Annotated in this window: 17 protein-coding genes; 7 read left to right on the forward strand and 10 right to left on the reverse strand. The window is 66.5% G+C overall.

The window, feature by feature from the left end; all coding sequences use genetic code 11:
• Window positions 1-12: 12 nt before the first annotated feature.
• Entirely contained in the window at window positions 13-1059 is a 1047-nt protein-coding gene (gene epmA, locus QO015_RS02785) for an EF-P lysine aminoacylase EpmA (protein WP_266281608.1), read from the reverse strand.
• 222 nt (window positions 1060-1281) lie between these two features.
• Here epmA and efp point away from each other — a divergent pair, with 222 nt between their 5' ends.
• Both efp and QO015_RS02795 read left to right on the forward strand, forming a co-directional pair.
• Window positions 1282-1848, forward strand: a complete 567-nt coding sequence (gene efp, locus QO015_RS02790) for an elongation factor P (protein ID WP_266281606.1) — start codon at window positions 1282-1284, stop codon at window positions 1846-1848.
• Window positions 1849-2109: 261 nt separating this feature from the next.
• On the forward strand, window positions 2110-3678 hold the full coding sequence (locus QO015_RS02795) for a putative bifunctional diguanylate cyclase/phosphodiesterase (protein WP_266281604.1): 1569 nt from the start codon (window positions 2110-2112) through the stop codon (window positions 3676-3678).
• A gap of 18 nt (window positions 3679-3696) precedes the next feature.
• On the opposite strand, the gene cysS is transcribed toward QO015_RS02795, so the two are convergent.
• Window positions 3697-5457, reverse strand: coding sequence for a cysteine--tRNA ligase (gene cysS / locus QO015_RS02800; protein WP_442358268.1), 1761 nt, complete (start codon window positions 5455-5457; stop codon window positions 3697-3699).
• A 174-nt stretch (window positions 5458-5631) separates the two neighbouring features.
• Here cysS and QO015_RS02805 point away from each other — a divergent pair, with 174 nt between their 5' ends.
• From QO015_RS02805 to QO015_RS02815, 3 genes are all read left to right on the forward strand, one after another.
• Window positions 5632-5811: a hypothetical protein gene (locus tag QO015_RS02805; protein WP_266281600.1), complete on the forward strand. Its 180-nt coding sequence runs from the start codon at window positions 5632-5634 to the stop codon at window positions 5809-5811.
• 100 nt (window positions 5812-5911) lie between these two features.
• Window positions 5912-8200: an NADP-dependent malic enzyme gene (locus tag QO015_RS02810; protein WP_266281598.1), complete on the forward strand. Its 2289-nt coding sequence runs from the start codon at window positions 5912-5914 to the stop codon at window positions 8198-8200.
• A complete protein-coding gene (locus QO015_RS02815; protein WP_266281596.1) occupies window positions 8197-8775 on the forward strand; it encodes a hypothetical protein in 579 nt (192 codons plus the stop codon). The genes QO015_RS02810 and QO015_RS02815 overlap by 4 nt, the downstream gene beginning before the upstream one ends.
• A gap of 10 nt (window positions 8776-8785) precedes the next feature.
• Here QO015_RS02815 and hflX read toward each other — a convergent pair whose 3' ends face one another.
• From hflX to QO015_RS02840, 5 genes are all read right to left on the reverse strand, one after another.
• Window positions 8786-10162: a GTPase HflX gene (gene hflX, locus QO015_RS02820; RefSeq protein ID WP_266282500.1), complete on the reverse strand. Its 1377-nt coding sequence runs from the start codon at window positions 10160-10162 to the stop codon at window positions 8786-8788.
• A gap of 42 nt (window positions 10163-10204) precedes the next feature.
• On the reverse strand, window positions 10205-10444 hold the full coding sequence (gene hfq / locus QO015_RS02825; protein WP_266281594.1) for an RNA chaperone Hfq: 240 nt from the start codon (window positions 10442-10444) through the stop codon (window positions 10205-10207).
• A gap of 157 nt (window positions 10445-10601) precedes the next feature.
• Entirely contained in the window at window positions 10602-11480 is an 879-nt protein-coding gene (locus tag QO015_RS02830) for a D-amino-acid transaminase (protein WP_266281592.1), read from the reverse strand.
• A gap of 37 nt (window positions 11481-11517) precedes the next feature.
• Window positions 11518-12879, reverse strand: a complete 1362-nt coding sequence (gene ntrX, locus QO015_RS02835) for a nitrogen assimilation response regulator NtrX (RefSeq protein WP_266281590.1) — start codon at window positions 12877-12879, stop codon at window positions 11518-11520.
• Between the two features lie 18 nt (window positions 12880-12897).
• Window positions 12898-15153 carry a sensor histidine kinase NtrY-like gene (locus tag QO015_RS02840; protein WP_266281589.1) on the reverse strand — a complete coding sequence of 752 codons (2256 nt, stop codon included), beginning with the start codon at window positions 15151-15153 and terminating at the stop codon, window positions 12898-12900.
• Between the two features lie 327 nt (window positions 15154-15480).
• On the opposite strand from QO015_RS02840, the gene QO015_RS02845 reads away from it, so the two are divergent.
• Entirely contained in the window at window positions 15481-16392 is a 912-nt protein-coding gene (locus QO015_RS02845) for a transglutaminase domain-containing protein (protein ID WP_266281588.1), read from the forward strand.
• Window positions 16393-16434: 42 nt separating this feature from the next.
• Here the strand turns inward: QO015_RS02845 and ntrC are convergent, their stop codons facing one another.
• The 3 genes from ntrC to dusB are packed head-to-tail and all read right to left on the reverse strand — an operon-like array spanning window position 16435 to window position 20031.
• Window positions 16435-17877, reverse strand: a complete 1443-nt coding sequence (gene ntrC, locus QO015_RS02850) for a nitrogen regulation protein NR(I) (RefSeq protein ID WP_266281587.1) — start codon at window positions 17875-17877, stop codon at window positions 16435-16437.
• A gap of 1 nt (window position 17878) precedes the next feature.
• Entirely contained in the window at window positions 17879-19006 is a 1128-nt protein-coding gene (locus QO015_RS02855) for a two-component system sensor histidine kinase NtrB (RefSeq protein ID WP_266281585.1), read from the reverse strand.
• Complete coding sequence (gene dusB, locus QO015_RS02860; RefSeq protein ID WP_370877386.1) at window positions 19003-20031, reverse strand: tRNA dihydrouridine synthase DusB; 1029 nt, start codon at window positions 20029-20031, stop codon at window positions 19003-19005. The genes QO015_RS02855 and dusB overlap by 4 nt, the downstream gene beginning before the upstream one ends.
• A gap of 148 nt (window positions 20032-20179) precedes the next feature.
• Here dusB and QO015_RS02865 point away from each other — a divergent pair, with 148 nt between their 5' ends.
• Entirely contained in the window at window positions 20180-21382 is a 1203-nt protein-coding gene (locus QO015_RS02865) for a bifunctional 2-C-methyl-D-erythritol 4-phosphate cytidylyltransferase/2-C-methyl-D-erythritol 2,4-cyclodiphosphate synthase (protein ID WP_266281584.1), read from the forward strand.
• Window positions 21383-21395 lie beyond the last annotated feature (13 nt).

Genomic DNA, 21395 nt, shown 5'->3' on the forward strand with positions numbered 1-21395 from the left:
CCCTTCTTTCGGTCATCGCGCCGCGGGTGTCCAGACGACGAGATCGAGCCGCGGCGCGCCCGTCGCCAGCATCACGAGGCGGTCGAAGCCGAGGGCGATGCCGGAGGCCTCGGGCATGATCGCAAGGGCGGCAAGGAAATCCTCGTCGAGCGGATAGCGCTCGCCATAGATGCGCTCCTTCTCGTCCATGTCGGCGACGAAGCGGCGGCGCTGCTCGGCTGGATCAGTCAGTTCGCCGAAGCCATTGGCCAGCTCGACGCCGCAGGCGTAGAGCTCGAACCGCTCCGCGACGCGGGGATCGCGCGGGCTGCGCCGGGCAAGCGCCGCTTCCGCGATGGGGTATTCGTCGAGGATCGTGGCGCGGCCTATGCCGAGATGGGGCTCGACGCGCTCCGCGATGACGCGGCTGAAAATGTCGCCCCAGTCGTCGTCGGCGGCAACCCGAAGACCGGCCGCCCCGGCGGCGGAGGCGAGCGCATCCCGATGTGTGGCACCCGTCTCGTCGACCGTCGCGAGGAGATCGATGCCCGCGTGACGGGCGAAGGCATCGGCGACGCTGAGCCGCTCCGGCTCCGCGAAAGGGTCGCAAGTCCGGCCGCGGTGGGAGAGCATCGACACGCCCGCGGCAGCCGCCGCCGTCGCGAGCAGCGCGGCGCAGTCGGCCATCAGCGCCGCATAGGGCGCGCGGGCGCGATACCATTCGAGCATCGAGAACTCATTGGCGTGCCGGGGGCCGAGCTCGCGATTTCGGAAGACCGGGCCGAGCGTGAAGATCCGCTCCTCTCCTGCGGCCAGCAGCTTCTTGGCGGCGAACTCCGGCGAGGTATGCAGATAGAGCGTCTCCCTTGACCCATCCGGAGCGATCCGCTCGGTCGCGAAGGCGGAGAGATGGGTCTCGTTGCCGGGAGAGACCTGCAGGATGGCGCATTCGACCTCGGTGAAGCCCTCGCCGGCGAACCAAGACGCGATCGCAGCCTTGATCCGCCCGCGCGCGAGAAGATGCGGGCGACGATCGGCGTGGACATGCGGCGTCCACCAAGGCGAGGCGTGGTCGGTCATCGACTAATCCAGAGCAAGGCCGGAGGGGCCAAGAGAGCCCCGCCGCGTTCTCTGCCGCCGAACCGGCGGCGAAGCAAGGCTCCGGCGGCGGGTCCTCTGCACTTTGGACTGGCAAGCGCGGGCGGAATCGCTATGTTGCGCGCCATTCACGCGCCTGTCATCGGCGCGTCGCCACTCATGAAGCGCCCCGCGGCGGGTGCCACAGTCAAGGACCCGACACCCGTGAAAGTCATCGCCAGCCAGATCCGCAAGGGCAATATCATCGAGATCGACGGCAAGCTCTATGCCGTTCTGATCGCCGAGAGCTTCCACCCCGGCAAGGGCACCCCGACGACGCAGATCGACATGCGCCGCCTCTCCGATGGCGTGAAGATCTCCAACCGCTACAAGACGACCGAGCAGGTCGAGCGCGCCTATGTCGAGGACCGGGACTATTCGTACCTGTTCCAGGACGGCGAAGGCTTTACCTTCATGAATACCGAGAACTACGACCAGATCATCGTTTCCAAGGATGTCGTCGGCGACTCGGCCCCCTATCTGCAGGAGGGCATGGTGGTCCGCCTCGCCATCTTCGAGGAGCAGGCTGTCTCGATCACCCTGCCGCAGCGCGTGACGCTCGAAGTGGTGGAAACCGAGCCGGTGACGAAGGGGCAGACCGCCTCTGCCTCCTACAAGCCGGCAACGCTTTCCAACGGCGTCCGCACCACCGTTCCGCCGCATATCGAAGCCGGCACACGAATCGTCGTGCTGACCGACGACGGCTCCTATGTCGAGCGCGCCAAGGACTGATCCGCGGATCATCCGAAGGTTCCTAAGAGACCCCGCTCCGATCCGGCGCGGGGTCTTTTCGTTTGAGCCTGGCAACCCGCGGTAACCAAACAGACGAGCCTTCGCGGCCGCCCCCTGCCCGAACGCGTCAAAATGCTGTACTGGCGTTAAGCTAGCCTTGAGGATAACGAATTCTTCAAGCGTCGCGCGCATGAACTGGCGGCGTCGTGTCGCATACCGGCTTGGGGACGGGAAACGCGGCAAAATGGGGAGTGACTGCGCGTGACCTGGCGAGCGGCCATCGAGCTGTCGGTCGTGCTGATCCTGACGGGCTGCGTCTATCTGCTGCTCTCGGCGTTGCGTCTCGTCCCGGGCGGCGCGGGCTTCCTCGATTCCCGCGGCGAGGTCGTCGCCGCGACGGCTGTGTTCGCGGGCGCGTCGATCGCCCTCCTCGTCCTCCGCCGGTTCAGCCAGCTCGCATCCCGCCTCGATGAAGCGCTGAGCCGCGAAAAGCAGCTCGGCCTCCTCTCCCAGATCGATCCGCTGACGCGCATCCTCAACCGCGCCGCCTTCATCGCCGAACTGGAACGGGCGATCGAGCGCCGCCGCGCCGGCGGGTCGCCCTTTGCGCTCCTCACCATCGATCTCGACCGCTTCCGCAACGTCAACCACCTGCACGGCCACGGCGTCGGCGACATGCTGCTCGTCGAGGTCGCGCGCCGGCTCGGCACCTTCCAGACTGTCGGCACCACGATCGCGCGGCTCGGCGGCGACGAATTCGCCCTGCTCGTCGAGAACGAAACGGTGGTCGACCTGTCGCGGCGCGTGGCCCGGCGGCTGATCGACAGCATCGCGGCACCGGTCTGGGTGCCGCAGGGCGTACTTTCGATCGGCGCCACGATCGGCATCGCGACCTCGGAGCTTGCCGATTCCAATGCCGAGGACCTGCTGCGCGCAGCGAACATCGCGCTCGTCGAGGCCAAACAGGGTGGTCGTGGTACGTTCTATTACTTCGAGGCGAGCATGGGCGAGGCCCTGCGCCGGCGTTCGACGCTCGAGACCGACCTCCGCCGGGCCATCTCCTCCGGAGAGATCGTGCCCTTCTACCAGCCGCTCGTTGCGCTGGAAGACGGGCGGCTCACCGGCTTCGAGGTCCTGGCCCGCTGGGACCATCCCCGCTACGGCCTCATCCAGCCGGCGGCTTTCATCCCGATGGCGGAGGAGCTCGGCCGGGTCGGCGATCTCTTCTACCGGATCCTCGCCAGCGCCTGCGCGGATGCCAAGACCTGGCCCAGCGAGCTCGGTCTTTCGGTCAATGTCTCGCCGACGCAGTTCGCTGAACCACAATTCGCCTCGCGCATCCTCGCCATCCTACGCAGCGCCGGGCTCGCCCCGAGCCGGCTCGAACTGGAAATCACCGAAAATGCCCTCGTCGACGAGGTGGCTTCGGCCAAGCTGATGCTGACGGCGCTGCGCGACGCCGGCGTCGCAGTCGCCCTCGACGATTTCGGCACAGGCTATTCGAGCCTCCGCCACCTGAACGACCTGCCGATCGACCGCCTCAAGATCGACCGTCTGTTCCTCGAGGGCGCTCGTCAGAACATCGAGAACTGGAAGATCGTGCGCGCCATCGTGCAGCTTGCCCACTCGCTCGACATGGAAACGACGGCGGAGGGGATCGAGATCGCCGACGTCGCCGAGATCCTGCGCGATGTCGGCTGCGATATCGGCCAGGGCTATCTGTTCGGAAAGCCGCTCTCCTCGGCGGCCACCGCGGCCTGGCTCAACGACATCCGCCTCGGCCATGTCGGCCTCGGAAACGGCGGGTCAGCGCCGCGGCTCGTGAACTGAACCGCGCCGCCGCCATCGCTATTTCGGTTCCCAGCTCGTCACGATCTCGCCGGAAACCGGATCCTTCGCATCCTTGAGCGCGATGCCCATCTCGTCGAGCTCGGCGCGGATGCGATCCGCCTCCTTGAAGTTCCTGACACGCCGCGCCTCGAGGCGCGCGGCGATGAGCTGGCCGATCTCCTCGACGTCGAGGCCGAGCGATTCCGCCTCGCGCAGCTTGAGCGTCTCGTCGAAGGCGGCCGAGGCCTCGTTGCCAATCCGCTCGAACTCGTCCGGATCGATCACGGCGCGGCTGGCCGCAAGGATCTTGGCGTCGAGTTCCTCGCGCAGGATGGCGTTGCCTTCCGTGCAGTCATCGACCAGCCGACCGAAGCCGAGTAGCACGAGCGAGCCCGCCAACCTGTCGGCAGCTTCACGGCGCCGGGCCGGCGACGCAGCCGAGCGCGCCTCGGAAGCCAGCCGCCAGATCTCGGCGAGCGCGAGCGGCGTGTTGAGGTCGTCTTCCAATGCGTCCACAACGGCATCGGAGGGCTCGCCAGCGACAGCGGCCCGCAGCGCGCGGCGGAGATTGTCGATCTCGACGGTCGATTCCGCGAGGCCCTTCTCCGTCCAGTCGATCGGCTGCCGATAATGCGCCTTGAGCATGGTCAGCCGAGCAATCTCGCCCGGAAAACGCTGGTCGGCCAGCTTTTCCATGACTTCACGGATGGTGACGAAGTTGCCGAGGCTCTTCGACATCTTCTCGCCTTCGACCTGCAGGAAGCCGTTATGCATCCAGATATTGGCCATCCGCTCGTTGCCGAAGGCCGAGCAGGTCTGCGCGATCTCGTTCTCGTGGTGAGGGAATACGAGATCGATGCCGCCGCCATGAATGTCAAAGACGTTCTTCGTCGGGTCGTCGCAGGAAAGGCCGCCGCCATAGGGCTCCAGCAGGCGTGCCATCGACATCGCCGAGCATTCGATATGCCAGCCCGGACGTCCGCGGCCGTCGATGCCCGCCGGTGACGGCCAGCCGGGTTCCTCGTCGCTCGACGGCTTCCAGAGGACAAAATCGGTCGCGTCGCGCTTGTAGGGGGCGACATCGACGCGGGCGCCGGCAATCATCTCGTCGAGCGAGCGGCGCGCCAGCGCGCCATAGCGCGGCACGCCGGGCAGTCGGTCCATCGCGGCGGGCGAGAAGAGCACATGGCCTTCCGCGACATAGGCGACACCCTTCTCGACCAGCCGCTCGATCAGCGCCTTCATGGCGTCGATATGCTCGGTGGCGCGCGGCTGCTCGGTCGGCGCGAGGCAACCGAGCGCGGCGACATCGGCCTGGAACTGCGCGTTCGTCTTCTCGGTGACGATGCGGATCGCGTCGTTGAGCGGCAGGCCGGGATATTCGGCGGCGGCGCGCGCGTTGATCTTGTCGTCCACGTCCGTGATGTTGCGGACATAGACGACATGCCGCGCGCCATAACGATGGCGCAGCAGGCGGAACAGAAGGTCGAACACGATCACCGGCCGGGCGTTGCCGATATGGGCAAAGTCGTAGACCGTCGGGCCGCAGACATACATCCGCACATGCCGCGGATCGATCGGCACCAGGGTCTCGCGTTCCTTGGTGAGCGTGTTGTGGAGGCGGAGCGTCATCGGATGCCCGGTCTTCCTGCTGCTGCGTTCAGGTTCTTCCGCGCGCGGCACGGATCGATTGTCGGCCCGGTCAGGCCGCCGGCAAGCCGCAGCAACAGAGGCAATCGAGACGCTTGAAGGCCGACATGGCGAAGGGTGATGCAGCATTCCGCAAGGGGCGTCAAGACGAAGCTGTCCCTGTGGGCGACACCGCCGATGCTTACAATTTTAATCAAATGGCAATGAGTCCAAACGATATCTGAACGGGCATTTCAGGGCCGGTTCAGGCGCGGTCTGCCAGGGTTTTGCGCATCGACACGGCCCCAGATGGAGTTGCGTATCATGGCTACCCGTTCCTTCTTTGCGATCACGCTGTTCGCCACCCTGGTCGGCATCGGCATGGCCGAGCTCATCCGGCCGTCGCTTCATGCCGAGATCCGCGATCCCCGCGGCTCGATGATCGGCCTCTGCGTCAATGCCGGAATCGGCTGTGGAGTGGTCGGCCGGCAGGCCTCGTTCTAGGAACGGGGCGAAGCGAATGCTCGCCGCCGGGCTGCCGCTGTTGTAGAGGTGGGCCGAGCCGCGACGCGGCGCCCATCGGACGAGACAACGCAGGCACATCATGACAGATAGGGGATCGGCAGGCGCCGCCCTCGACGAGGCCGCCCTCTACTTCCACCGCTACCCCCAGCCCGGCAAGCTGGAGATCCGCGCCACCAAGCCGCTCGGCAACCAGCGCGATCTGGCCCTCGCCTATTCCCCCGGCGTGGCCGCGCCCTGCCTCGCCATCGCAGCCGATCCGTCCAAGGCCTTCGACTATACGGCCCGCGGCAATCTCGTCGCCGTCATCTCCAACGGCACGGCGGTGCTCGGCCTCGGCGCCATCGGCGCGCTGGCGGGCAAGCCGGTGATGGAGGGCAAGGCGGTCCTCTTCAAGAAGTTCGCCGGCATCGACGTGTTCGACATCGAGGTCGAGCAGCGCGACGTGGACGCTTTCGTCGAGGTGGTCGCGGCGCTGGAGCCGACCTTCGGCGGCATCAATCTCGAGGACATCAAGGCGCCGGAGTGCTTCGAGATCGAGAAGAAGCTCCGCGCGCGGATGAACATCCCGGTCTTCCATGACGACCAGCACGGCACCGCCATTATCGTTGGTGCCGCGATCCTGAACGGGCTTGCGCTTAAGAAGAAGCCGATCGGCGAGGCGAAGATCGTCGCGTCCGGTGCCGGCGCGGCTGCCATCGCCTGTCTCGACATGCTGGTCTCGCTCGGCGCCAAGCGCGAAAACATCTTCGTTTCCGACATCGAAGGCGTCGTCTATGAGGGCCGCACCGCGCTCATGGATCCCTGGAAGGCCGCCTATGCGCAGAAGACCGACAAGCGCACGCTCGCCGAGGTCATCGACGACGCCGACATCTTCCTCGGCCTTTCAGCCGGCGGCATCCTGAAGCCCGAGCTGCTCGCCAAGATGGCGCCGCAGCCGCTGATCATGGCGCTCGCCAATCCGACGCCGGAGATCATGCCCGATCTCGCGCGCGCCGCACGACCCGACGCCATGATCTGCACCGGCCGTTCGGACTTCCCGAACCAGGTCAACAACGTCCTCTGCTTCCCCTATATCTTTCGCGGCGCGCTCGATGTCGGCGCGACGACGATCAACGAAGCGATGAAGCACGCGGCGGTGCGCGCCATCGCCGAGCTCGCCCACGAGGAGGCCTCCGACATCGTGGCGCAGGCCTATGGCGGGGTGGAGCTTGTCTTCGGGCCCGACTACCTGATCCCCTCGCCTTTCGACCAGCGGCTGATCCTGCGCATCGCGCCAGCCGTCGCCCGCGCGGCGATGGAAAGCGGCGTCGCGACGCGGCCGATCGCCGACTTCGACGCCTATATGGACCGCTTGACGCGTTTCGTCTTCAAGTCCGGCCTCGTGATGAAGCCGATGGTCCAGGCGGCGAAGAAGGACCTGAAGCGGGTCATCTATGCCGATGGCGAGGACGAGCGGGTTCTCCGCGCCGCGCAGGTGATGCTCGAGGACGGACTGGCACAGCCGATCCTCATCGGACGCCCGTCGGTGATCGACAGCCGCGTCAACCGCTTCGGCCTCAAGATCAAGCCGGGCGAGGATTGCGAGGTCATCAATCCCGAGGACGACCCGCGCTATCGCGACTACGTCGATCTCTATCTGGAGAAGACCGGGCGCAAGGGCGTGACGCCCGAGGCGGCGCGCACGCTGGTGCGCACCAACACCACCGTCATCGCCGCGCTGGCGGTGGCGCGTGGCGAGGCCGATGCGCTGCTTTGCGGCCTCGAAGGCCAGTTCCGCAACCATTTCGGCGTCATCCGCGACGTGATCGGCCTTAGGGCCGGCAATCACCGCTTCTCCTCGATGAGCCTCCTCATCTCGTCGGAATCGACGACCTTCCTCACCGACACCTATGTGAATGTCGACCCGAGCGCCGAGGAGATCGCCGAGCTGACGCAGCTCGCCGCCGCGCAGGTGCGGCGCTTCGGCATCACGCCGAAGGTGGCGCTGCTCTCGCATTCCAATTTCGGCTCGCACGACACCGAGTCGAGTAGGAAGATGCGCCGGGCTGTCGAGCTTCTGTGGGAATGCGCGCCGGAGCTCGAGGTCGACGGTGAGATGCATGGCGATGCCGCGCTCTCCGAACTCCTGCGCGAGAAGGCGATGCCGGGCGGCAAGCTCTCGGGCGAGGCGAACCTCCTCGTCTTCCCCAATCTCGACGCCGCCAACATCACGCTCAACGTCGTGAAGGTCATGACCGACGCGCTGCATGTCGGGCCGCTGCTGCTCGGCCCGGCCAAGCCGGCACATATCCTGACGCCGTCGGTGACCTCGCGCGGCGTCGCCAACATGACGACGCTCGCTGCCGTGGAGGCGCAAAACGCATCATGACCGTGGTCACCGACCGCGACGCCGCGCTCTACCTGACGGACATCCACAATTTCTTCGAGGCGCCGAGCCTCGATCCGTTCCGGGGCGACAGCATCGAAGAGTCGGGCATCGACCAGCTGATGGACACGATGAAGGCGCGGCCGCGATCCGCGCCGCCGCTGGAACGGATCGTGCTCCATCTCCTGGCCGACCAGATCACGCCGGACCTGCCGCAGCGCCTGAAGGCGGCCATCGCCACCTATTGCGACGTCCAGAAGCGGCTGTCGCGCCAGAAGGTGCGCGAGACGCGTATCGAAGGCCAGCGCGCGCTCCGCATCGGCTTCATCGCCTGGGCAGTCTGCCTGTTGCTCTCGACGCTTTCGGAGCAGATCTTCTCGCATTACACGCTGCAGGGCCGCCTGTTCGGCGAAGGCTTCCTGATCGCCGGCTGGGTCAGCCTGTGGCGGCCGGCGGAGCTTCTGCTCTACGACTGGTGGCCCTATGCACGCGAGATGAAGCTCTACGAGCAGATCAAGGCGATGGCGGTCGAGATCCGTCCGCGCGACACCGCTACCGTCACCCCGCTTCCGAGCTGACGGCCGCTCCTCAATGCGCCGGGCGTGCCTGCGGAAACTCCGCGTGGAAGGCGTGCTCGTGCTTTTCCGGGACACGCAGAACGGCATGCGTGACGCCTTCGGCGTCGTCCTCGCGCGAGAGGACCTCGCCGAGTTCGTAAAGCCGGTGCAGCTTGCCGAGATCCGCGCCCGAGAGCGCAACGACGAATTCCGGGCGGTCGCGAGTGATGCGATCCTCGACGAGTTGGAGCAGGGCGGGGATACCCTCCCCCGTCAGCGCCGAAATCGGCATGATCGCCGGTCTGCCCGGCTCGGCCGTGGGCTGGCCCGCAGGACGGGCGTCGGGCGGCAGGAGGTCGATCTTGTTCCAGACCTCGATGATGCGCTCGCTCTTTCCGATCTCGATTCCGAGCTGTCCGAGCACCTGCTCGACGTCCTTCGCCTGCGCCTCGCTGTCCTCATGGGCGATGTCGCGGACATGCAGGATCAGCGTCGCCTCGATCACTTCTTCCAGCGTGGCGCGGAAGGCGGCGACGAGGTGGGTCGGCAGGTCGGAGATGAAGCCCACCGTGTCGGAGAGGATGATCTCGGTGCCGTGCGGGAGCTTGAGCCGCCGCAGCGTCGGGTCGAGCGTCGCGAAGAGGAGGTTCTCGGCAAAGATGCCGGCATCGGTCAGCGTGTTGAACAGCGTCGACTTGCCGGCATTGGTGTAGCCGACCAGCGCCACGATGGGATGCGGCACCTTGCGGCGGCTTTCGCGCTGCAGGCGGCGGGTGCGGACAACTGTTTCCAGCTCGTGCTCGATGCGCGAGATGCGCTCTTGCAGGGCGCGCCGGTCGGCCTCGATCTGTGTTTCGCCGGGGCCGCCGAGGAAGCCGAAGCCGCCACGCTGCCGCTCGAGGTGGGTCCAGGACCGGACGAGGCGACTCTTCTGATAGTTGAGATGCGCCAGCTCGACCTGCAGGCGGCCCTCTCTTGTCTGCGCACGCTCGCCGAATATCTCCAGGATGAGGCCGGTGCGGTCGATGACCTTGGCCGACCACGCCTTTTCGAGATTGCGCTGCTGCACGGGCGACAGGGCGTGATCGACGAAAACAAGCCCCGCCCCCTCTTCCTTCACCAGCGCGGCAATCTCCTCGACCTTGCCGCTGCCGAACAGCGTCGCTGGTCTCGGCTGAGCCAGAGGCACGTTGTCGGCCGCGACGACATCGAGCGAAATCGCCTTGGCGAGGCCGACGGCCTCCTCCAGCCGCGCCTGCGGGCTGCGCTTGATGGACGGCCCCTCACCGGCCGCGCGCTTTCCTCGCGCCGAGCGGATCGGCACGAGGACCACGGTCCGATCGGGTTCCCGCTCGGTTGATTCGGTAACGGCGCCGGCCTCGTGGTCGGCGTCGTCCGGAAACTCGATCTCTTCACTCACAATGTTATCGCTTTCGGGCACCCGGCCCGGTCAGGCATCGTCGCCCGGTTCGAAGAGCTGCACAGGTGCTCCGGGCATGATGGTCGAAATCGCGTGCTTGTAAACAAGCTGCGAATGACCGTCCCGGCGCAGAAGCACGCAGAAATTATCGAACCAGGTCACAATACCCTGCAGTTTGACGCCGTTGACGAGGAAAATCGTCAGGGGAGTCTTGCTCTTTCGGACATGATTCAGGAACGTGTCCTGAAGGTTTTGCGCGCGATCCGCCATCTTTTATCTCACGTCTCGATGTTGTTGGGGATCGACACGCCGGCCGGCGCGTCGCTCCCAAGGCTCCGCGATGCGGGCCGTCGACAGTCTGCCCGCTGGAGCGCCGCCCGTCACGCCCCAAAATGTGGCGATCGCACAGGCATACCGCAATGCCGCATCAGCGCCCGCGCGACCAGCGCGGCGCAGTCTCGGCATGATCGTGGAAGCGGGCGCGCAGATCGGTTGCGATCGAGCCCGGAGCGCCGTTGCCGATCGCCGCGTCGTCGATCTTCACGACCGGCATGACCAGCGTCGTCGCCGCGGTAATGAAGGCTTCGCGGGCGCGCTTCGCCTCATCGAGCGAGAAGGCGCGCTCCTCGACCTTCAGCCCATGCTTCGCAGCGAGATCGAGGATGACCGTCCGCGTGATGCCGCGCAGGATGCCGCCATTGGCCGGGCGGGTGACCAGCGTGCCGTCGGCGGTCACGATCCAGGCATTGGTCGATGAGCCCTCGGTGACGTTGCCGTCCTTGTCGATGAACCACGCCTCGTAGGCGCCGGCCTCCTTGGCCGCCTGCTTGGCCATGACATTCGGCAGCAGCCCGACCGTCTTGATGTCGACGCGCTCCCAGCGATTGTCGGGAACGCTGATGACGGCGATGCCGCCTTCCGCCCGCTTGTCGCCCGACGCCGGCGAAACGCTTTTTGCCGTCACGACGATGCCGGGCGCGGTATCGGCCGCCGGGAACAGGTGGTTGCGCGGCGCGACGCCGCGGGTCACCTGCAGATAGACCATGCCGTCGCGAACGACGTTCCGCCGGACCGTCTCGCGCAGCACCGCGCCGAGCGCCGCCCGGCTCATGGGCATCGCGATCCTCAATTCGCGAAGCGAGCGCTCCAGACGATCGACATGCAGCGTCTCGTCGATCAGGCGGCCACGGCGCACCTCGCAGACCTCGTAGACGCCATCGGCGAACTGATAGCCGCGATCCTCGATGTGGACGGCAGCTTCGGCGTGGCGGACATAGCGGCCGTTGACATAGGCGATGCGCGACATTTCGGCTTTCTTCCGGTGACGATGGAGGGTCTTCCGCTCAGCCGACGCCGAGCGATTTCAGCTTGCGATGCAGCGCCGAGCGCTCCATCCCGACGAACTCGGCCGTGCGGGAGATGTTGCCGCCGAAGCGGTTGACCTGCGCCGTCAGATATTCGCGCTCGAAGATCTCGCGGGCATCGCGGAGCGGCAACGACATGAGATGCTCGCCGCCGCGATTGGGCGTCGTCGGCAGCATCTCGCCGACTTCGGGCGGCAGCATGTCGGCGGTGATCATCTGGTTCTCGTCGCCGCGCGCAAGGATCAGCAGCCGCTCGATATTGTTGCGAAGCTGGCGGATGTTGCCCGGCCAGTCATGCGCCTGGAGCACGGCCAGCGCATCGTCGCCGACCTGGCGCACCGGCAGCCCGGTCGTGTGCGAGATCTGCTCGATGAAGTGCTGGACGAGTGAGGGCACGTCGTCACGCCGCTCGGCAAGCGCGGGCACGCGCAGCGGCACCACCGAGAGACGGTGGAAGAGATCCTCCCGGAAGCTGCCCTCGCCGATCTCGCGCTCGAGGTCGCGCGCCGTCGAGGAGATGATCCGGACATCCACATTGACGCGGGTCGTGCCGCCGACTCGCAGGAAGTTCTGGTCGATGAGCACGCGCAGGATCTTGCCCTGCGTCTCGCGCGGCATGTCGGCGACCTCGTCGAGATAGAGCGTGCCGCCATGCGCCTCTTCCAGCGCGCCGATCTTGCGAGGACCCGTGCCACTCTCGGTGCCGAAGAGCTCGTGCTCCATGCGATCGGGCGTGATCGTCGCGGCATTGAGCACGACGAAGGGGCCGGATGCGCGATGCGACAATTCGTGGATGGTGCGCGCCACCGTCTCCTTCCCCGAGCCCGACGGACCGGAGATCATGATGCGGCTATTGGTCGGCGCCACCCGCTCGATCGTCTGGCGGAGGTGGTTCATCGCCGCCGAGGAGCCGATGAGCGCGTGCATCGTGCCGGCGCGCTCGCGGAGCTCCCGCACCTCGCGCCGCAGCTTCGATGCCTCCAGCGCCCTCTCGGCGATCAGCACCAGCCGGTCGGCCTTGAAGGGCTTCTCGATATAGTCGTAGGCACCGCGCTTGATGGCTGAGACGGCGGTTTCGATATTGCCGTGGCCGGAGATCATCACGACCGGCAGATCGGGATGCTGCGCCTTGATCATGTCGAGCAGGGTCAGGCCGTCGATGCGGCTTCCGGTGAGCCAGATATCGAGAAAGACGAGGTTGGGACGGCGCATCGCGATCTCGGCGAGCGCCTTGTCGGTGTCGCCGGCGGTCCGGGTGCCGTGACCCTCGTCCTCGAGAATTCCCGAAACGAGGCCGCGGATGTCGGCTTCGTCGTCAATGATGAGAATGTCGGAAGGCATGGGATTCCGTCTTCTTCTTCAGGCTTCGGGAGTAGCGGGTTCGGGCTGCGGCGCCACCGTGCGGGAAGCCGATGGGGAGGCCGTAGCCGAGACATGGGGGAGCGTCAGGCGGATCATCGCGCCGCGGCCGCCCTCGGCGACGGCCGGCGAATCGAGCAGTTCGAGGCGGCCGTGATGTTCCTCGATGATCTTGCTGACAATCGCGAGACCGAGGCCGGTGCCCTTCTCGCGCGTCGTCATATAGGGCTCGAGCAGCCGATGACGATTTTCCGCCGGCAGGCCGATGCCCGTGTCGATCACTTCGACGATGTTGTTGTCGCCCTCGATCCGACCGCGGACGACGATCTGCGGCTGGCCCTTCTCCTCGTCGGGCACGGCTGCGATCGCCTCGGTCGCGTTCTTCACGATATTGGTGAGCGCCTGCGACATCAGCCGCGGATCGAAGCGGCCGGTGAGCGGCTCCTCCGGCAGATCGACTACGAAGGCGATCTCGGGATGGGCGACCTCCTGGAGGAAGACCGCCTCGCGCGCGGCCTCGCCGATGTCGCGCTCCTCGAAGGTCGGCTTCGGCATGCGGGCGAAGGACGAGAACTCGTCCACCATGCGGCCGATATCGCCGACCTGGCGGATGATCGTGTCCGTGCACTGGTCGAAGACATCGCGCCCTTCGGTGATGTTCTTTCCGAAGCGACGCTTCAGTCGCTCGGCCGAAAGCTGGATCGGCGTCAGCGGATTCTTGATCTCGTGCGCGATGCGGCGCGCGATGTCGGCCCAGGCGGAGCTGCGCTGCGCCGTCACCAGATCGGTGATGTCGTCGAGCGTGATGACATAGCCGCGCTGCTCGCGTCCGGCGTCTTCCGTCGTCACGCGGACATTGATCGTTCGGTCGCGTCCCTCGCGCAGCAAGGAGACCTGGTCGCGATGCTCATGCCGCACGGGGTCGGCGAGCGCGGCCTCCATGACCGAAGCAAGTTCCGGCGCCACTTCGACGACCGGGCGGCCGACCACCGAGGCACTGGCCGAGCCCAGCATGCGCAGCGCGCCGCGATTGGCGATGGTAACGAAGCCGCGCGCATCGGCGCCGATCACGCCGGCCGAAACGCCGGCCAGCACCGCCTCGGAGAAGCGGCGGCGGGCATCGATCTGCTCGCTCGCCGTCATCAGCTCCGCCCGTTGGCTGCGGAGTTCGGCGGTCATGGTATTGAAGGTCGCGCCGAGCGCGCCGAGGTCGCCGTCCGAGGAGCGGAACGGAACGGTGACGTCGAGATTGCCCTGCCCGATCTCGTCGGCGGCATCGATCAGCACGCGGATCGGCGCGACGAGACGGTTGGCGAAGCCGATGCCGAGCCAGATGGCCGACAGGAGCAGCACCAGCGCCAGGCCGAGATAGAGCACCGCGAAGGCGATCTGCACGCCGAGACGGGTCGCCGCGAGGTTCTTGTATTCGTCAACGCTGGCGCTCGTCTGCGCGATATAGCGGATGACCTTCGGATCGATCTCGCGGGCGATGTAGAGATAGACGTCCTTGTAGTTCTCGAGCTTGACGACCGCGCCGACGACATTGGTCGCGCCAGGGGAGATGAGGACCGGCTCGTTGGCGCTCTGTTGCGCCCTCCGCATCGCATCGAGCGGCGGACCCGGAAAGTTGCCGGAGAACTGGAATTCGGCCTGCGCGATCGGTGAGCCGTCCGGCTTCAGCAGATAGACGCCCGGAATGCCGCGCAGCGCGGCGATCGAATTCATGAAGTTCTGAAACTGGTCCGGATCGCGCGCGAGCAACGCCTGCGCGCGCTCGAAATCGGCCTTGAGGCCGAGGATGTCGACCCGCAGCGTCTTCGCATGCTCCTCGGCATAGGCCTGCGCGATCGACAGCGACGTGTCGACGATCGCGCGCGTGCGCTCGGAGAACCAGTGATCGAGACCGCGATTGAGCGTGATGCTCGCAACGATCGCCATGATCACCGCCGGTACGACGGCGACGATCGAGAAGAGCAGCACGATGCGGATATGCAGCCGCGCCGCGGCGCGGCCACGTCGCCTCGCACGGATGAGCATCCAGACCTCGACCCCGGTTTCGGCGACGAGGAGGAAGGTGAGGAAGCCGTTGATTGCCAGCGCCCAGAAAACGACGGAATCCGTCGGCTGGATTGGCGTCAGCCCCATCAGAACGAAGAAGCTGGCGCAGGCGCTGGTCAGCGCGAACAGCACAGTGACATAGCCGGCACCGCGGATCGTCAGCCGGCGTCGGCTCGGCCGCGCGGATGCGGCAGGCATGTTGGTCTCGGCGGCGGCGCTCACAATGGCAGCCCGCCGATCCGCCGACCGCTAGCGCGGTCTCTGTGTCCGATTCGTGACATGCGCCGGACACTGAGACCGAATTGCAACAGCATTGTGGCGGACCGGCAACAGCGCGCTTGGCGGATTTCGCCGAACGACTCGCACGGAAGAACGTCAGGTTCCTCGTCTGTGAAAGGAATCGTCGCGCAACGGTCGACGCGGTCTATGCCACCGACAATCTCGATCCGTACGAATATCTGATGCGTAGCGTTCTTGCCCCGATCACACAGATCGTAACCAGCGCAAGCCTGATGCGGAGTCGCCATGGAACAACGGACTATCACGACCGCGAGCGACGACTGGCTCGCCTTCTATCGTGAGCAGAGCGCCATCACGAATCCGCGGCAGCGCGCGGGGGCATTCGACTTCCTTCCCTCTGAGGCTGCAGAGATCAGCGAGCTTCTGCAGAACGTTCTCATCCACAACTGGAAGATCAGGTCGGCCGGAATTGTACTCGATGAGCGCCGCCGCCTCGACATCGAAACGCGGCCGGTCGCCCGCCTGCTCGAGAGAATTGACGAGGCGGCCACGCTCCCATGGGACGTCGAGCGGGACATCGAACGGCGCATCGTCGTCGATTGCCGACACTTTGCCACCCTGCTCTGCTCCATCCTGCGGCACCGTTCCGTTCCTGCCCGCGTGCGGCACGGCTTCGCCTCATACCTGCAGCCAGGGCACAGCCAATCGCATGTGATCTGCGAATACTGGGACGCGGTGGCCAGCCGATGGGAGCGATTCGACCCGGACACGCTGCAGCCCTGTGCGGACGACAGTCGTTTCATCAGTGCGGACGCTGCCTGGCGGGGAATCCGAGCCGGCATCCTCGATCCCGAACAGTTCGGTTACGCGCCCGATCTCCGGGGCGCCTGGTGTGTGCGATGGGAAGTCGTCCGGGATTTCGCCGCCCTCAACAGGCACGAGATGCTGACATTCGACATCTGGGGCCTGAACGGTACCTATCCCTATGACGCGCCACTCGAACCGGGCGATGCGTTGCTCCTCGACGAGATCGCCTTGCAACTCCGTGACGAGCGCATCAATTTCGCGGCGCTGCGGGCCATCTATGAGAGAGACTCGCGCCTGAGAGTTCCCCGCATCATCCATAGCCAGCCCTATACGACCGGCCGGACGGAAATGGTCGACCTCACGCTCGACGGCAGCATGACCTCTGTCTGACTCCAAGCAACGGGAGCCCGGAAGCGCGGCGGGGTATTCACCCTACCGCGACGAGCGGATCACCTGGACATCGAGGTCGCGGATCTTCTTGCGCAGCGTGTTGCGGTTGACGCCGAGAAGTTCGGCCGCCTTGATCTGGTTGCCGCGGGTCGCCGCCAGCGCCGTCGAGATCAGCGGATATTCGACTTCGCGCAGGATGCGGTGATAGAGGCCGGGCGGCGGGAGATTGTCGCCGAAGCCGGAGAAATAGGCGGCGAGGTGTCGCTCCATCGATCCCGACAGGGTGTCTTCCGTCGCCGTTTCCGAGGGCTGGAGATGGATCGCCGGCTGGTCCAGCTCCGTCTCGATGATGTTTTCGGTGATCGTATCCTGCGGATAGAGCGCCGCGAGGCGGCGGATCAGATTCTCGAGTTCGCGGACATTGCCTGGCCAGCGGTAGCGCTTAAGCCGTTCGATCGCGGCGGTCTCGATCTGCTTGTGCGGCAGGCCCTCTTTCTCGACCAAAGTGAAGAAGTGACGCACCAGGTCCGGAATGTCCTCCGAGCGCTCGCGCAGCGGCGGCAGGCGAATCGGCACCACGTTCAGGCGGAAGAAGAGGTCCTCGCGGAAAAGGCCCTGATTGATGAGGACGCGCAGGTCCTTGTTGGTCGCCGCGATGATGCGGACATCCGTCTTGATCGGCGTGCGTCCGCCGACCGTCGTATATTCGCCCTGCTGGAGCACGCGAAGGAGGCGCGTCTGCGCCTCCATCGGCATGTCGCCGATCTCGTCGAGAAAGAGCGTGCCGCCCTCGGCCTGCTCGAAGCGGCCGGCGGAGCGCGCCTGCGCACCGGTGAAGGCGCCCTTCTCGTGGCCGAACAGCTCGCTCTCGATCAGATCACGCGGGATCGCGGCCATGTTGATCGCGACGAAGGGGCCGCTGCGCCGCTTGCCGTAGTCGTGCAACGCCCGGGCGACGAGTTCCTTGCCGGTGCCGGATTCGCCGGCGATCATGACCGTGAGATCGGTCTGCATCAGCCGAGCGAGAACACGGTAGATGTCCTGCATGGCCGGGGAACGCCCCACCAGCGGGATATTCTCGCCCCCCTCGTCGGAGCGCGTATCCTGCCGGCGCTGCTTGGGCTCGGCCAGCGCACGGCCAACGATCGAGATCAGTTCCTTGAGGTCGAAGGGCTTGGGCAGATATTCGTAGGCGCCCTTTTCCGAGGCGCGGATCGCCGTCATGAACGTGTTCTGCGCGCTCATGACGATCACCGGGAGCTCCGGCCGCGCCCGCTTGATGCGCGGCAGGAGGTCGAAAGCGTTTTCGTCCGGCATGATCACATCGGTGATCACGAGGTCGCCCTCGCCCTGGCTGACCCAGCGCCACAGCGTCGCCGCGTTTGACGTCAGTCGGACCTCGTAGCCCGCGCGCGACAGCGCCTGGTTGAGCACCGTGCGGATCGCCGCATCGTCGTCGGCGACGAGAATGTTGCCGATCGGCATCTCATTCATCCTTGTCTGGAGGCAGGGCGCCGGGGAAGGCCGGCATCAGAACGCGGAAGATCGTCCGGTTCTGCTGGGATTCGCATTCGATCACGCCGCCATGGTCACCGATGATCTTGGCGACCAGAGCGAGGCCGAGGCCCGTCCCGTTGGTCTTGGTCGTGACGAAGGGATCGAAGAGATGCGGCAGCATGTCGGGCGGCACGCCGGGACCGTTGTCTCGCACGGCAAACTCGAGCGGCAGCGTCACGCGGTTGGCGGAGCCGGGGACCGACAGGCGGATGCCGGGGCGGAAGGCGGTGGTCAGCAGGATCTCGCCGTCGGCATCGTCGCCGATCGCCTCTGCGGCGTTCTTGACGAGGTTGAGGAAGACCTGAACCAGCTGGTCGCGGTTGGCATAGACCGGCGGCAGCGACGGATCGTATTCCTCGACGATGCGGATATGCCGCGCGAAGCCCGACTGGGCGAGGCGCTTCACATGTTCCAGCACGACATGGATATTGACCGGGTCGCGCTCGATCGGCCGCTCGTCGGAGAAGACCTCCATCCGGTCAACCAGCTTCACGATGCGGTCAGCCTCGTCGGTGATGAGGCGGGTCAGGGCGCGGTCATTGTCGTCGACAGAGGATTCGAGAAGCTGCGCCGCGCCGCGGATGCCGGAGAGCGGGTTCTTGATCTCGTGGGCCAGCATGGCCGCCAGCCCGGTCACCGACCGCGCGGCGCCGCGATGCGTCAGCTGGCGGTCGATCTTCTCCGCCATGGTGCGCTCCTGCAGCATGACAACGACATGCTGCGGCTGCTCCAGGATCGGCGAGGCATAGATGTCGACGATGCGCTCGCTGCCATTGCGCGGCGTGCCGACATCGACGCGGTATTCGTTCACGGCCGCGCCGCGCATGCGGACCTGGTCGATCAGCGCGAGCAGCGGACTGCCGAACGGCACGAAGCTCGCGATCGGCTGGCGGCGCAGCATCGCGGTCGAAACCTGGAAGAAATCCTGAGCGGCGCTGTTCGCTTCCGAGACATGGCCCTTCTCGTCGACGAGGAGAACCGGATGCGGCAAGGCATCGAGCAGCAGCGTCGCAGACATGTCCTGGGCCTTGCGCGGGCCGGGGTCGCGCGCGTTCATGCAGCCCTCCTGACCGGAGCGTCGGCGATCAGGCGGCCGAGCATCTGCGCGACCTTCGTCGGCCGCGTTTCCGTCATGATCGCCTGGCGGAGCGCGGGGTCCACCGCGCCCTCCTCCAGATTTTCCAGCGTCCAGCCGAGATGCTTGCGCGCATTGCGCATGCCGAGGATCGGCCCGTAGAGCGCGATCATCTCCTCATACTGGCCGAGCAGCAGGGCCGCGAGGGCCTCTCCCGACGGCGCCTCCGGCATCGCGCCCGTTGCCGCGAAGGCGGCGATCGCGCCCGGCAGCCACGGCCGCCCATAGGCGCCGCGACCGATCATGACGCCATCGGCTCCCGACAGGCGAAGCGCCTCCTCGGCCTCCGCCGGCGAGCGGATATCGCCATTGGCGATGAGCGGGATCGACACCGCCTCCTTGACGGCGCGGATCGCTCTCCAATCGGCCGAGCCCTTGTAGAACTGGCAGCGCGTGCGGCCGTGAACGGTCACCATCGCGACGCCCGCGGCCTCGGCGCGACGCGCCAGTTCCGGCGCGTTCAGGCTGCGCTCGTCCCAGCCAAGCCGCATCTTGAGCGTGACCGGCACCGGGCTCGCCGCCACGGTCGCCTCGACCAGCGTCAGCGCATGATCGAGATCGCGCATCAGCGCGGAGCCGGAATAACCGGTGGTGACGCGCTTGGCCGGGCAGCCCATATTGATATCGATGATGTCGGCGCCGGCATCTGCCGCTGCACGGGCGCCCTCGGCCATCCAGTGCGGTTCGCGGCCGGCGAGTTGGACGACATGAAGCGAATTGCCCGTCGCTTCGGCGCGCATCGCCGATTCGGGATTGCCGCCGGCGAGTTCCTCGCTCGCCACCATTTCCGAGACGACGAGCCCTGCCCCATGAGCGGCAGCGACACGGCGGAAGGGCCGGTCGGAAACGCCGGACATTGGCGCCAACAGCACGCGATTGGCGATCGTCACCCCGCCGATCGCGAGCGGATCGGCCAGGCGGCGCAGGCAGGTCGAGTTTTCGATCAATTGACTACCGAATAGGCATGCAGGTCTCTGCCCACATATTAGTCAGGGATTGTGCGTCGGCAAGAGACTTGTTGCGAAGCTGAACGAAATCTCCGATCCATGCGGCGCCGCGCGCCGCAACGGCGCCGCCGAGACCGGACCAGACGCCATGCCGACCACTCCCCCGCCGCGCCGGATCGCCGCCCTGATCGTCGCCGCCGGCCGCGGGGTGCGCGCCGGTGGGGGCCTGCCGAAGCAGTACCGTATCGTCGGTGGCCGGACCGTGCTGGCCCATTCAGCGGCGCTGTTTCTCGGCCATCCGCGTGTCGAACATGTGGCGGTCGTCATCCATCCCGACGACGAAGCACTTTATCGCGAGGCGGTGGCCGGCATTCGGGGGCTTCTGCCGCCCGTGATGGGTGGTGCAACGCGCCAGGCATCCGTGCGCGCGGGGCTCGAAGCCCTCGCATCCCATGCGCCCGACGCCGTGCTCATCCACGACGCCGTCCGGCCCTTCGCGACCGGGGATCTCGTAACACGCGTCATCGAAGCACTTTCCACGAATCGCGCCGTCCTCGCCGCCTCGCCCGTCGCCGATACGCTGAAGCGCGGCGATGCCGAGGGCTTCGTCGCAGACACGGTGTCGCGCGAGGGCCTCTTCGCGGCCGAAACGCCGCAGGGCTTCCATCTCGACGTCATTCTCGACGCCCATCGCCGCGCCGCCGCGGCCGGTGTCGAAGTCACCGACGACGCGGCGCTGGCCGAATGGGCGGGAATACCGGTGCGGCTCGTCGCCGGCGCCCGCAGCAATATCAAGCTGACCAGCCAGGAGGATATCGCGGTGGCCGACCGGCGGCTTCAGGGTGAGGCGCTGCTCGAGGCCGGCGAAACTCGCGTCGGCACAGGCTATGACGTGCATCCCTTTACCGATGGCGATGCGGTCTGGCTCGGCGGCATCCGCATCCCGCACGAGAAGACGCTGGCCGGCCACTCCGACGCCGATGTCGCGCTGCATGCGCTGACGGACGCCCTGCTTGGCGCGATCGCCGAGGGCGATATCGGCAGCCACTTCCCGCCCTCCGACCAGCAATGGCGCGGCGCCTCTTCCGACCGCTTCCTCGCCCATGCCGTCGGCCTCGTCACGGCGCGCGGGGGCCGGATCGTGAATCTCGACCTCGCCATCATCGCGGAAGCGCCGAAGATCGGACCGCATCGCGACGCGATGCGCGCGAGGATCGCTGAAATCGCGGGCATTTCCACGGGCCGCGTCGCCGTCAAGGCGACGACCAACGAGAAGCTCGGGTTTGTCGGGCGCCGCGAAGGCATCGCTGCGATTGCGACGGCCACGATTCGCCTCCCCTTCGAGAGCTGAGAGAACGCCGCTA

Source organism: Kaistia geumhonensis (genome assembly GCF_030815145.1).
GTDB lineage: Bacteria > Pseudomonadota > Alphaproteobacteria > Rhizobiales > Kaistiaceae > Kaistia > Kaistia geumhonensis.

What these genes read in the sequence shown, in the direction of transcription:
- QO015_RS02840 (WP_266281589.1), bottom strand. Translation starts at nt 15,153, where the DNA reads ATGCCTGCCGCATCCGCGCGGCCGAGCCGACGCCGGCTGACGATCCGC.
- cysS (WP_442358268.1), bottom strand. Translation starts at nt 5,457, where the DNA reads ATGCTGCATCACCCTTCGCCATGTCGGCCTTCAAGCGTCTCGATTGCC.
- epmA (WP_266281608.1), bottom strand. Translation starts at nt 1,059, where the DNA reads ATGACCGACCACGCCTCGCCTTGGTGGACGCCGCATGTCCACGCCGAT.
- QO015_RS02810 (WP_266281598.1), top strand. Translation starts at nt 5,912, where the DNA reads ATGACAGATAGGGGATCGGCAGGCGCCGCCCTCGACGAGGCCGCCCTC.
- QO015_RS02815 (WP_266281596.1), top strand. Translation starts at nt 8,197, where the DNA reads ATGACCGTGGTCACCGACCGCGACGCCGCGCTCTACCTGACGGACATC.
- QO015_RS02805 (WP_266281600.1), top strand. Translation starts at nt 5,632, where the DNA reads ATGGCTACCCGTTCCTTCTTTGCGATCACGCTGTTCGCCACCCTGGTC.
- ntrC (WP_266281587.1), bottom strand. Translation starts at nt 17,877, where the DNA reads ATGCCGATCGGCAACATTCTCGTCGCCGACGACGATGCGGCGATCCGC.
- QO015_RS02845 (WP_266281588.1), top strand. Translation starts at nt 15,481, where the DNA reads ATGGAACAACGGACTATCACGACCGCGAGCGACGACTGGCTCGCCTTC.
- hfq (WP_266281594.1), bottom strand. Translation starts at nt 10,444, where the DNA reads ATGGCGGATCGCGCGCAAAACCTTCAGGACACGTTCCTGAATCATGTC.
- QO015_RS02830 (WP_266281592.1), bottom strand. Translation starts at nt 11,480, where the DNA reads ATGTCGCGCATCGCCTATGTCAACGGCCGCTATGTCCGCCACGCCGAA.
- QO015_RS02865 (WP_266281584.1), top strand. Translation starts at nt 20,180, where the DNA reads ATGCCGACCACTCCCCCGCCGCGCCGGATCGCCGCCCTGATCGTCGCC.
- ntrX (WP_266281590.1), bottom strand. Translation starts at nt 12,879, where the DNA reads ATGCCTTCCGACATTCTCATCATTGACGACGAAGCCGACATCCGCGGC.
- QO015_RS02855 (WP_266281585.1), bottom strand. Translation starts at nt 19,006, where the DNA reads ATGAACGCGCGCGACCCCGGCCCGCGCAAGGCCCAGGACATGTCTGCG.